This window comes from Dokdonia sinensis (assembly GCF_003688895.1).
Taxonomy (GTDB): domain Bacteria; phylum Bacteroidota; class Bacteroidia; order Flavobacteriales; family Flavobacteriaceae; genus Dokdonia; species Dokdonia sinensis.
Window position 1 is genome coordinate 36,626 of the sequence record NZ_REFV01000020.1, and the last position, 12,484, is coordinate 49,109.

The window sequence follows — 12,484 nt, forward strand, 5'->3', positions numbered from 1 at the left end:
TTGATTTTTTCGTTAGGCTCTAAAGATACTATTTTGAGAAATTAAATAATGGTAAATTATTCTTGGGCTTTTAGAGGATGTCCGCTTTCGCGAAAGCGTATGCATACAAAATCTACGTAAAAACCACCGTCTTATTATTGTACACAAAAGCTTTGTGTTGCGCGTGCAACTTTACCGCTCGGGAGAGTACAATTTTCTCGAGATCGCGACCTTTGGCTATAAGATCTTTTACAGTGTGGCTGTGGGTAACGCGTATGGTATCTTGCTCTATGATAGGACCTGCGTCGAGTTCTTCGGTGACGTAATGGCTCGTTGTACCTATGATTTTAACCCCACGCTCAAAAGCTGCGTGATAGGGTTTTGCTCCCACAAAAGCGGGTAAAAAAGAGTGGTGTATGTTTATAATCTTGTTAGGATACTCGCGTATGATAGTTTCTGTGACAATTTGCATATAGCGCGCGAGCACGATAAAATCTACCTTATGTTCCTCAAGTAGTTGGAGCTGTTGTTGTTCAGCCGCCGCTTTGGTGTCCTTTGTCACAGGGATGTGATAAAAAGGGATGTCAAAGTTTTTTGCGATGTGCTCTAGATCCTTGTGGTTACTTATAATAAAGGGAATATGTACGTGCAATTCGCCTGCATTGTAGCGTCCTAAAATATCGTACAAACAGTGATCATATTTAGAAACAAAAAGCGCCATATTACTTTTGGTTTCTGAGCGGTGCAACTGCCACTGCATCTCAAAGGGTTGTGCAATTTTTTTAGCAAAAGCCTGCTCAAAGTCTGGTACGCGGAACGAAGCAGACTCAAAAACGCACTCCAGACGCATAAAAAATACATTCTCCTGCGCATCTACGTGTTGGTCTATGTAAGTCGTGTTTCCCGAATTTTGAAGAATAAAATTAGTCACCGAAGCGATAATTCCTTTCTGATCTTCACAATGTATAAGAAGTGTGATTTTTACCATAATAATTAGATTTGCTACCTCTAAAATGCAAATATTATAACGGAATACCCATAAGAAGATATACTATTACAGATTTCAGATTCTTTATGCGATATCATTGAATATTACGTAAATTTACAGGGTAAAAATTATTGATACTTACAGATGGAACAAGCCACTCCTTATACACCTAAGCATAAAGTTAGAATCGTCACTGCCGCCTCATTATTTGACGGCCACGATGCAGCGATCAATATTATGCGTCGTATCATTCAGAGCACAGGGGTTGAGGTCATTCATTTAGGTCACGATCGCTCGGTAGAGGAAGTGGTAAATACCGCTATTCAAGAAGATGCAAATGCCATTGCGATGACCTCCTATCAAGGCGGGCATAACGAGTATTTTAAATATATGTACGACCTGCTCCAAGAGAAAGGTGCGGGTCATATTAAGATTTTTGGTGGCGGCGGCGGTGTGATTTTACCAGAAGAAATCGAGGAATTGATGGATTACGGCATCACGCGTATTTATTCCCCAGACGACGGTCGTGCGATGGGCTTGCAGGGAATGATAAATGATCTCGTACAGCAGTCTGATTATGCAATAGGAGATAAGCTTACCGTAGAAGTATCCCGCTTAGGCGAAAAAAATCCCACGGCTATCGCTAGAGTTATTTCTGCCGCCGAAAACTTTCCCGAAGTTGCTAAAGATGCCCTAGCTCAAATCCATAAGAAAAACGAAAAATCACTCACCCCAGTTCTAGGAATTACAGGAACAGGTGGCGCTGGAAAATCATCGCTGGTTGACGAACTCGTACGTAGGTTTCTTATCGACTTTCCAGAAAAGACCATAGGATTAATTTCTGTTGATCCTTCTAAGCGTAAAACAGGCGGTGCACTACTGGGCGACCGTATCCGCATGAACGCGATTAACAATGAGCGTGTGTATATGCGTTCCCTTGCGACAAGACAAAGCAATCTGGCGTTATCCAAATATGTAGGCGAAGCCATACAAGTCTTAAAAGCAGCCCAATTTGATTTGATCATTCTAGAAACCTCAGGTATAGGGCAGTCAGATACTGAGATACTTGAGCATAGTGACGTTTCCTTATATGTAATGACACCAGAATTTGGTGCAGCAACTCAGCTTGAAAAAATAGATATGCTAGATTTTGCAGATCTTGTTGCTATTAACAAGTTTGATAAACGCGGCTCGTTAGACGCACTACGTGATGTGAAAAAACAATATATGCGCAATAATAACTTGTGGGATATCCCGCAAGATGAGCTGCCTGTTTTTGGTACGATTGCCAGTCAGTTTAACGATCCAGGAATGAATACGCTCTACAAGCGTATTATGGAAAAGGTAAATACGGTAAACGAAGCAGACCTACAGAGTACTTTTGAGATTAGCCAAGAGATGAGTGAAAAGATTTTTGTCATTCCACCGGCACGCACAAGATATCTGAGTGAAATTGCAGAGAGTAATCGAGCGTACGACGCTTTCGCGAAAGCGCAACAAGAAACAGCACAACGCCTCTACGGAATTTATAAAACTATAGAAACCATTGCTGGGGATTCACCAAAATTGGATAAAGCCGGATTGGAATTAGCGGACACTGAGCGTAGCCGAAGTGTAAGCGACGAGGACAAAGATTTAATTAAACTGCTCCTTGCCCAATTTGACCGAGTAAAAATGGATCTCGATCCTTACAATTGGGAAATTATAACCAGTTGGGAAGAAAAGGTAAATAGATATAGACAACCTGTATACACCTTCAAAGTAAGAGATAAGGAAATTAATTTACCAACGCATAGTGAGTCCCTCTCGCATACTCAAATCCCAAAGGTAGCTTTGCCAAAATACCAAGCCTGGGGAGACATATTGATCTGGTGCTTGCAAGAAAATGTGCCTGGGGAATTTCCATACACGGCTGGATTGTATCCATTTAAACGAACGGGAGAAGACCCTACGAGGATGTTTGCAGGAGAAGGAGGGCCAGAGCGTACCAATAAACGTTTTCACTATGTGAGTTTAGGATTGCCAGCAAAGCGACTGAGTACGGCCTTTGACAGTGTAACCTTATATGGAAATGATCCAGGACTACGACCAGATATTTACGGAAAAATAGGAAATGCAGGAGTAAGTATATGCTGTCTGGATGATGCAAAGAAACTGTATTCTGGATTTGATTTAAGTCACGCAATGACATCGGTAAGTATGACCATAAATGGACCAGCACCTATGTTGCTAGGGTTCTTTATGAACGCTGCCATCGACCAGAATTGTGAGAAATATATAAAAGAAAACGATTTAGAAGACGAGGTAGAAGCAAAAATCGCCGAAATCTATAAGGATAAAACCCGGCCAGCCTATCAAGGCGATTTACCAGAAGGGAATGATGGTTTAGGTCTAATGTTACTTGGCGTTACAGGAGATCAAGTATTACCAGCAGAGGTGTACAACCGCATAAAAGTAGAAACCCTCACACAAGTACGAGGAACCGTACAAGCAGACATTCTCAAGGAAGATCAAGCGCAGAATACCTGTATTTTTTCTACAGAGTTTGCACTGCGACTAATGGGTGATGTACAAGAATATTTTATTGAGCAAAAGGTGCGTAATTTCTATTCAGTCTCGATTTCTGGATATCACATTGCAGAGGCAGGTGCAAACCCTATTACGCAACTTGCATTGACCCTTTCTAACGGATTTACGTATGTTGAGTATTACCTAAGCCGTGGGATGGACATTAACAAGTTTGGACCCAACTTGTCATTTTTCTTTTCAAATGGAATCGACCCAGAGTATGCGGTCATAGGTCGCGTAGCTCGTAAGATTTGGGCAAAAGCGATGAAAGAAAAGTACAAAGCAAATCCACGTGCCCAAATGCTCAAGTACCACATCCAGACCTCTGGACGCAGCTTGCACGCGCAGGAAATAGATTTTAACGATATACGTACCACATTACAAGCATTATATGCGATTTATGATAACTGTAACTCACTTCATACAAATGCATATGATGAGGCTATCACCACACCTACGGAAGAAAGTGTACGCCGTGCGATGGCCATACAATTGATTATCAACAAGGAGCTTGGACTTGCTAAAAACGAAAACCCTATCCAAGGAGCATTCATTATCGAGGAGCTTACAGCATTGGTAGAAGAGGCCGTATTATTAGAATTTGACCGTATCACAGAGCGTGGCGGAGTTCTTGGAGCAATGGAAACAATGTATCAGCGTTCAAAAATACAGGAAGAAAGTCTGTATTATGAAACCTTAAAACACAACGGCGAGTTCCCAATCATAGGAGTAAACACGTTCTTAAGTTCAAAAGGAAGCCCGACCGTTCGCCCAGCAGAAGTCATAAGAGCAACGGAAGAAGAAAAGCAATATCAAATCGATATGCTTAACAACCTGCACGAAGCTAAAGCAGATAAGATAGAAGCAGAGCTTGCAAAAATTCAAGACGCCGCAATAAACAACCGCAATATTTTTGAAGAATTGATGGAAGCCACAAAGGTTTGTTCTCTTGGTCAAATCACAAATGCACTCTTCGAAGTAGGAGGGCAGTATAGACGGAATATGTAAGTAAAGGAAACACATTATAAACACGTAAGGCGACCGCAGGTCGCCTTACGTGTTTAGAAGTTTGCTTATGAGGAATTTATTTGGGTTGTAATGGGAAAAGAATTGCTATTGAAACTTTTTCTGGTTTATTGGTCTATTAAATCACATCGCTAAGAGTTATCGTAGTATTCTGAAATTCACGTTTTCTACTTACGCTTTCGCGAAAGCGTCATTCTAAACCTCAGTCGTTACAGCATCAAGTCTATTTACCTTTTTTGTAAGAGCTTCCAGTATGCGATCTATTTGTATAGGTTTGAGCAGGAAACCGTCAAAATAATCTTGGAACTCCTTTTGGGTACTTGCAGTGACATCTGCCGTTAGGGCAAAAATCTTGGTGTGCTGATTTGGATTTTCAGTCTCACGAATGGCCTTAGTAGCATCATAGCCATTCATTTCTGGCATATGAATGTCCATAAGAATATAGTCGACTTTTTCTTGAGAAGCCATTTGTACGGCCTCGAGACCATTTTTTACTCTCTTAATTGTAACGCCCCATTTTTGGAGTAGTTGACGCATCACAAGGGCATTAATTTCATTATCCTCAGCTAGGATAGCTGTTTTGTTAGTTAAACGCTCTTGTCTGTTTTTAGTTGCTGTTTTGTCTATTTCGGTTCTTGTGAGTTCAAGATCAAAATAAAAGTTAGAACCAAATTTCACATTACTTTCTATCTGAATCTTACCGCCGTGTAGATCGACTAACTTTTTAACTATTGCCAGTCCAAGACCCGTCCCGCCATAATTTCTAGTTGTGACGGACGGTGGCATGTAAAAGCTTTCGAACAGTCTCTTTTGCTCGTCAAGTGGTATACCTATGCCAGAATCGATAACTTCAAAACGAACTATATCTTTTAGGTCCTGTTTCTTGAGTTTTGAAATTTTGACGAATACAGTTCCTTCTTCTGTATACTTTATAGCATTACTTACAAGGTTTCCTAAAATTTGAAATACCTTAGTTTCATCTATGGCATAAGAGGTGGAGAGCTTTTCATCCAGTTGCACTGACAATTGTAAACCTTTATCTCGAGCTAGGCTGTAGTATGTTTCTAAACTATTTTCGATGACTTCGTTGAATACGACAGGCCTAGTTTCCAATCGCATATTATTTGTATCCAGCTTGGAATAGTCCAGAATGTCGTTAATTATACGCAAGAGATTTTTTGAAGAATAGCGCAGTGCAGTAAGTAATTTACGCTCACTTGCGGTTGACCGATCTTCTAATAAGGAAATGATGCTTGTAACCGCATTAAGTGGTGTTCTTATCTCGTGACTCATTGCACTTAAAAACTCTTGTTTCATCTGTGCAGATTGCTCTAAACGCTCTTGCTCCAATATCATTTGAGCTTTTTCTCGAGCGAGTTGTGCCTCTTTCTCTCTAGAGTCCATTTGTGAGATGACCTCATAATTCTCAATAATACGGAGTGTTTGAGAATTTGCAGATTTTGCCTTATTAAGAGTGTATTTTTCTAAGTATTCAAGTGCCTTTGAATCATTATTTTCATTGCGGTAAATTTGATAAAGAGAATAGGTACACTTAAAATTAATAAGATTCATATTGTGCTTTTCACTCAGTGCAATAGACTTAAGCAAGATATCCTTTGCGGTATCAGGCTCATTCATTGCGATATAGAGTAAGGCCATTTTATTGTATGCCATCCCGGTACCAAAATGCTCTCCTGCCTCAACGTGTATTTTTAAAGCCGCTTTAAAATCTTTTTCTGCTTTTTTATAGTTTTCAAGTTTGAGATGGATTTTTCCTCTCCCATAAATAGCAAATGCCAGTCCTCTTATATCGCCAGTCTCCTCTTTCATTGCAATCGATCGTTCAATCATTGCAACTGCCTCTTCAATTCTATTTTCTTTTAAGAAGATTCCAGATAGTGGATTATAGGCATTAGACTCAAGATTTTTGTTTTGTGCTCTCTGTCCGGCTTTTATAGCTTTCTCATAAGATGTTATAGCATTTGCCCAGTCACCCAGCAATTCATAAATGGTTCCTAAGGATTTATGGGTTTTGGACTGATTATGATAATCCTTTTGCGCGCTATATATTTTAAGACAGTCTATAAGATTAACCATACCTAAGTGATAGTTATCTGTCTTGTAGTAGATACCTGCGATATTATATTTTGCATCTGCCACCCCTTTATCATCGCCCAAGTCTTTGAAATGGCATATAGCTTCTTCAGACATAGTGAGCGCTAGTTGATGCTCACTCCGTATCATCATAAAGAGCGCAAGTTTATTTAAACTCTGCGCAATAAGTTCTTTGTCCTTTATGATTCTACTTTGCTGTAGTGCTTCTTGGGCAAGGTCTATGCTCTTTGAAAGATTGTTCCCACGGATTTCATAGGACTCTTCTAAGAGCTCAAGTATAGTGGTCTTATTTTCTTTCAACGGTTAATTGGGGGGAATTAAAAAGCGGTTAAAAGTAACGTTTCTGCAATGGCATTGTATTCTAATTGATGCGAATATAGTTTAATTTTAATAATAGGTTGGGGTAATTTATAATGTCCATCGTAAAACAAGTACTAGACAGCACTCCAAGGAGTTGCTACCCTATATAACCGTGGACATACTAATGCTCTAACTTATAAACTACCGCTTGCCATGGTCTGAGCGCAAATTCCTTAAACGTTTTATCATCTAGAATTTTGTCATTTGAAATGAGCTTGATCTTACGGTTATAGGTGATGTTTACTGGGAGTGTAAATCTTTCGATTTCATCAGAGAAGTTTAGAAGAATTAAAAATCGCTCTGCCTCCAGAGTTCGTGTATAAGCATACACTTTATCGTGTTCCGGATAAATGCAATGATAATCTCCGTAAACTAAAACTTTATTTTTCTTACGTAATTCTGTGATTTTTCTAAAGTAGTTTAAAATAGAGTATTTGTCTTTTTCTTGACTTTTGACATTTACCCCATCCTTGTAATCAGGATTTAGTTTTATCCAAGGCTCTGAGTTAGTAAATCCCGCATTTATAGTGTCATCCCATTGCATCGGGGTACGGGCATTTTCTCGAGCGGCGTGTTGCTCACTTTCCATAAAAGCGTTGAGGTCTCCACCTCGTTGTTTTACAGTTTCATAACGGTTTATTGTGTTAATATCTCTATAATCTTCTATATCTGTAAACTTGACATTGGTCATTCCTATTTCATCGCCTTGATAAAAGTAAGGGGTGCCTCGCATTGTAAGAAGAAATGTTTGGAGTAGGGTAGCGCTATTATGCCAATGCTCCGGGCTGTCATTTCCCCAGCGACTTACCGAACGTGGGAAATCGTGGTTTGCAAGGAATAAAGAGCCCCATCCCGCTTTCGCGAAAGCGGTATCCCAATCATTAAAAATCTTTTTAAATTCTGTGAGTTTCCAGCCACCTTGTCTCATTTTAAATACTTCACCAGGCGCCCGATCTAAACTCATTAGGTCAAAATGGAAAAACATATCCATCTCCTTACGATCCTCGTGTACAAAATCAAGTGCATCCTCACGAGCTATTCCTGGCCCTTCTCCCACGGTAAATGCATCATATTTTGAGATTACCTCGCGGTTGAGCTCATTTAGATACTCGTGTACTTTAGGACCATTTGCGTAGTAGGAAATAAATTCGTGAGGTTCTTGGGCATCAATTTCTGGATAAGTCGTGTCTTTGCTAATAAACGGTATCACATCCATCCGGAAGCCGTCCACACCTTTCTTGAACCAAAAATGCATCATATCATAAACCTCCTGCCGAACTTTTGGGTTTTCCCATTTTAGATCGGGTTGCTTAACCGCAAAATAGTGAAGGTAATAGGCGTCAGTCTTCTCATCATATTGCCAAGCATTTTCTTCTACATCAAAATAGCTCCAGCGCTTGGGTGGTGTTCCTTTCTCTGCTGGCCACCAGTGAAAATAGTCCCTGTATGGATTCTCCCGAGACTTGCGACTTTCCTGAAACCACTTGTGTTCATCACTGCAGTGGTTCACTACAAGATCCATAACCAATCTAAGATTTCGGGATTTCATTCCTGCCAGCAATTCGTCAAAATCTTCCATGGTTCCGAACTCAGACATAATCTTTCTGTAGTCTCGAATGTCATAACCATTATCATCATTGGGCGAATCATAAATAGGATTCAGCCAAATAATATCTACTCCCAAACTCGAAATGTAGTCCAGTTTCTCAATGATACCGCGCAAATCACCTATGCCATTTCCACTTGTGTCTTTGAATGATCGAGGATATATTTGATAAACGATTCCTTCTTTCCACCAGATCTCTTCTACTGCCATATTTTCTTATTGAATTAAAAAACAGGAATATATACGCTTTCGCGAAAGCGTAATAAATCTAAAGTTATTGTCTCGCCGTTATCTCTGCAATCTTAACAATCACTTCTACAGCTTTCATCATGCTCTCCACAGGGACGTACTCATAACGACCGTGAAAATTGTGTCCTCCTGCAAAAATATTAGGGCAGGGGAGCCCCATAAATGAGAGTTGAGAACCGTCAGTTCCGCCACGTATAGGTTTAATGAGTGGTGTAATTCCCAATTCCTTCATTGCCTCTTCTGCTATGTCTACAATATGCATCACAGGTTCCACCTTCTCACGCATATTGAAGTATTGGTCTTTGATTTCTACAGTTACAAGTTCTTTTTCAAACTGCTCATTGAGCTCATCTGCCAGTTGCACCATCATCGCTTTACGGGCTTCAAAATGTCCCTTATCGTGATCGCGTATGATATATTCTAGCTTTGTGTTGTCCACACCACCATCTAGACGATACAAATGGAAGAAGCCCTCACGGTCAGAGGTGTGCTCTGGAGTTTCCAATCTAGGTAAGGAGTTTATGTAATCTGTAGCGATGTACATACTATTTACCATCTTACCTTTTGCATAACCGGGATGTACAATTTTTCCTTCTATTGAGACAATGGCTCCAGCCGCGTTAAAATTTTCGTACTCCAATTCGCCTATTTGGCTCCCGTCCATAGTATAAGCCCATTGCGCACCAAACTTCTCCACGTCAAACTTATGCGCACCACGCCCTATCTCCTCATCAGGAGTAAATCCAACACGTATTTTTCCGTGCTTGATTTCCGGATGCGCGATGAGGTACTGCATCGCCTCCATAATCTCGGTGATTCCCGCTTTGTCATCTGCACCCAGCAGGGTGGTGCCATCCGTCGTGATAATTGTTTGCCCTTTGTACTGCTTTAAATCCTCAAAATATTCTGGAGATAAAATAATATTCTTATCAGCATTAAGGACAATGTCTTGACCGTCATAATCTCGTATAATTTGCGGTTGTACATTTGCACCTGTAAAATCTGGTGTAGTGTCAAAATGAGAGATAAATCCTATCACAGGCACCTCGTGAGGTACATTAGACGGTAGCGTTGCCATAACATAGGCATTCTCGTCTATGGTGACCTCAGTCATTCCCATAAGCTCCAACTCATTCTTAAGTTTACGGGCGAGATCCCATTGCTTTTCCGTACTTGGCGTCGTGTCGCTATTCGGGTCACTTTCTGTGTCTATAGTAACGTAACTTATAAATCTATTTATCAGTGTTTCTTTATCTATCATATAGTTCCCGCGACGGTGGGAATCTACCCCCACAATCGACTTTTTTAAAATTTCATTCCCGCGAAGGCGGGAATCCTATCAATCTTTAGTAACATCCTTCTTGTAAATCGCCTTAAATCCTTCATACACTGCAATGTGTAATGTATTGGAATGGTCTAAGTCTTCGAGATACTTAAAAGAAGTTTGTATTAGTCTGTCTTGTTTAAGTTGAGCTGTGAGAGCCATAGCACCACTTTCCATAATGGGCCCTTCTTCTCCCACAGCAACAAATACTTTTTTCGGATTGTCTAGAGGCGCCCGTTTTAAAGGTAGTAATGAATTATCATCCCACCACAAGCTCGGACTTATAATGATATAATTAGAGAATAATTCTGGCTTTTTCCAAAGAATCTCAGTCGCGAGCAAGCCTCCTAAAGATTGCCCGATGATTGTACGTTCCATAGTAGTACGATATTGCCTATTTATAAGCGGTTGCAACTCGTTTTCCAGAAATGCAATAAATTTTTCCGACCCACCCGTAGTTGGGAAATCTGCTTTGTCCTTCGCATTGGTCGTTGGATATGTAAAATCTCGTTTGCGATCTACATTTGCGATGCCCACCACAATGGACTCAGGTATGAGTTGCGCCCACGGAAATGTTGAGAATTGTACGAGTCCTGCGATATGGATAAAATCCTCGTCTGCACTTCCGTCTAAAAGATAAATTACTGGATATGCCTTCTTGTTTTCCGACTCGTAGGAAGGAGGAAGATAAATATTTACAACTCGTTTTTCTTTAAGAACATCAGATTGAAAAGTAAGCGTTTCCCCTATAACAAAAGGTTCTTTTTCGGCAAATTGATTTTGTGAGAAACACGTAACCGTCCAGAAAGCAAACAGTAAAAAGAAGATTTGTTTCATACTCAGACATTTGTCATTTTTAACGCTTTCGCGAAAACTTGTCCAGAATTCATTTCAGGAGCATAAAATTACCCATTTTCATTTACTTTTGCAGCTACAAAACCACCAAAATGTACAAAACCCTAGTTCGTCCCCTTCTATTCAAATTTGACCCAGAAAAAGTACATTATTTCACATTTTCCCTCATCCGAAAGTTGTCAAAATTAGGTTTTGGTGGATTAATGAAATCTATGGGAACGGTCGAAGATAAGCGGTTAGAACGTGAAGTTTTCGGACTCAAATTTAAAAATCCAGTGGGGCTGGCCGCGGGGTTCGATAAAGATGCAAAACTGTATAAAGAGCTATCAAACGTGGGTTTCGGATTTATAGAGATAGGAACAGTTACCCCAAAACCCCAACCTGGAAATCCTAAAAAACGCCTTTTCCGCTTAAAAAGCGATAGTGCGATCATTAACCGAATGGGATTTAATAATGGGGGAGTAGAAGAAGCTGTGGAACGTCTCAAGTCAAATAAGGATGTTCTCATTGGCGGAAACATAGGGAAAAACAAAGTTACCCCAAATGACCAAGCCGTTGAGGATTACAAAATTTGCTTTGATGCTCTATTTCCTTACGTAGACTATTTTGTGGTAAACGTAAGTTCGCCCAACACACCTGGACTACGGGAGCTACAGGACAAGAAGCCATTAATGGAATTGCTCGATACGTTGCAAAAGAAAAACGAGCAAATGCCATCGTCCAAACCTATCCTGCTTAAAATCGCTCCAGACCTAACAGATGACCAGCTACTAGACATCATCGACATTGTACGAGAAACCAAAATAGCCGGAGTAATCGCTACAAACACGACCATCTCAAGAGAAGGACTAACCTCAGAAAACAAAACAGAAATGGGAGGTTTAAGCGGAAAACCACTAACAAACCGCTCCACAGAAGTGATCCGTTTCCTCTCAGAAAAAAGCAACAAAGCATTCCCTATCATTGGAGTAGGAGGGATCCATACCGCTCAGGATGCGCTAGATAAGCTGGATGCTGGCGCAAGCTTGGTGCAATTGTACACCGGTTTCATTTACGAAGGCCCTAAACTGATTAAGGATATCAATAAGGCTATTTTGAAGCGGGGATAAAACTTCTCCCGCTTCCTCGAAAGTTCTCCCTCCTCCTCAGTAATTCATCGCATTAGAGATAATTCTCGATCAAAAGTATAGGACTTAGAATTATTGAAATTATCGTTTAAGTTTCGTTTTTTTTATATCTACATCAGGCAAGCTGGGCGATCAATTTCTATTTTTTTTCTTCTCTTTAAAACCAAAAACTCTCCCAGATTACAAACCTGAGAGAGTTTTTTTTAGTTCTAGATTATAAATAATCCAGGAGATTTAGATTTTTTAGCTTCCAACGTCTACCTTTTTAGCGCAAAGTGCCCCGAGAA

General features: G+C 40.3%; 7 protein-coding genes. 2 read left to right on the plus strand and 5 right to left on the minus strand.

Going from position 1 to position 12,484, the window contains the following annotated elements; genetic code table 11:
- Nucleotides 1–112 precede the first annotated feature (112 nt).
- Nucleotides 113–967, minus strand: a complete 855-nt coding sequence (gene purU / locus EAX61_RS15365; RefSeq protein ID WP_121918599.1) for a formyltetrahydrofolate deformylase — start codon at nucleotides 965–967, stop codon at nucleotides 113–115.
- Nucleotides 968–1,111: 144 nt separating this feature from the next.
- Here purU and EAX61_RS15370 point away from each other — a divergent pair, with 144 nt between their 5' ends.
- Complete coding sequence (locus EAX61_RS15370; RefSeq protein ID WP_121918600.1) at nucleotides 1,112–4,543, plus strand: methylmalonyl-CoA mutase family protein; 3,432 nt, start codon at nucleotides 1,112–1,114, stop codon at nucleotides 4,541–4,543.
- 213 nt (nucleotides 4,544–4,756) lie between these two features.
- Here the strand turns inward: EAX61_RS15370 and EAX61_RS15375 are convergent, their stop codons facing one another.
- From EAX61_RS15375 to EAX61_RS15390, 4 genes are all read right to left on the minus strand, one after another.
- On the minus strand, nucleotides 4,757–6,976 hold the full coding sequence (locus EAX61_RS15375) for a tetratricopeptide repeat-containing hybrid sensor histidine kinase/response regulator (RefSeq protein ID WP_121918601.1): 2,220 nt from the start codon (nucleotides 6,974–6,976) through the stop codon (nucleotides 4,757–4,759).
- Nucleotides 6,977–7,157: 181 nt separating this feature from the next.
- On the minus strand, nucleotides 7,158–8,852 hold the full coding sequence (locus tag EAX61_RS15380; protein WP_121918602.1) for a glycoside hydrolase family 13 protein: 1,695 nt from the start codon (nucleotides 8,850–8,852) through the stop codon (nucleotides 7,158–7,160).
- A 64-nt stretch (nucleotides 8,853–8,916) separates the two neighbouring features.
- Nucleotides 8,917–10,152 (minus strand): peptidase T, encoded by a 1,236-nt coding sequence (gene pepT / locus EAX61_RS15385; protein ID WP_121918607.1) that lies wholly within the window; start codon nucleotides 10,150–10,152, stop codon nucleotides 8,917–8,919.
- 78 nt (nucleotides 10,153–10,230) lie between these two features.
- Complete coding sequence (locus EAX61_RS15390; protein ID WP_121918603.1) at nucleotides 10,231–11,052, minus strand: alpha/beta hydrolase; 822 nt, start codon at nucleotides 11,050–11,052, stop codon at nucleotides 10,231–10,233.
- 110 nt (nucleotides 11,053–11,162) lie between these two features.
- On the opposite strand from EAX61_RS15390, the gene EAX61_RS15395 reads away from it, so the two are divergent.
- Nucleotides 11,163–12,179: a quinone-dependent dihydroorotate dehydrogenase gene (locus EAX61_RS15395; RefSeq protein WP_121918604.1), complete on the plus strand. Its 1,017-nt coding sequence runs from the start codon at nucleotides 11,163–11,165 to the stop codon at nucleotides 12,177–12,179.
- Nucleotides 12,180–12,484: the final 305 nt, after the last annotated feature.

What these genes read in the sequence shown, in the direction of transcription:
- purU (WP_121918599.1), bottom strand. Translation starts at nt 967, where the DNA reads ATGGTAAAAATCACACTTCTTATACATTGTGAAGATCAGAAAGGAATT.
- EAX61_RS15380 (WP_121918602.1), bottom strand. Translation starts at nt 8,852, where the DNA reads ATGGCAGTAGAAGAGATCTGGTGGAAAGAAGGAATCGTTTATCAAATA.
- EAX61_RS15395 (WP_121918604.1), top strand. Translation starts at nt 11,163, where the DNA reads ATGTACAAAACCCTAGTTCGTCCCCTTCTATTCAAATTTGACCCAGAA.
- EAX61_RS15390 (WP_121918603.1), bottom strand. Translation starts at nt 11,052, where the DNA reads ATGAAACAAATCTTCTTTTTACTGTTTGCTTTCTGGACGGTTACGTGT.
- pepT (WP_121918607.1), bottom strand. Translation starts at nt 10,152, where the DNA reads ATGATAGATAAAGAAACACTGATAAATAGATTTATAAGTTACGTTACT.
- EAX61_RS15370 (WP_121918600.1), top strand. Translation starts at nt 1,112, where the DNA reads ATGGAACAAGCCACTCCTTATACACCTAAGCATAAAGTTAGAATCGTC.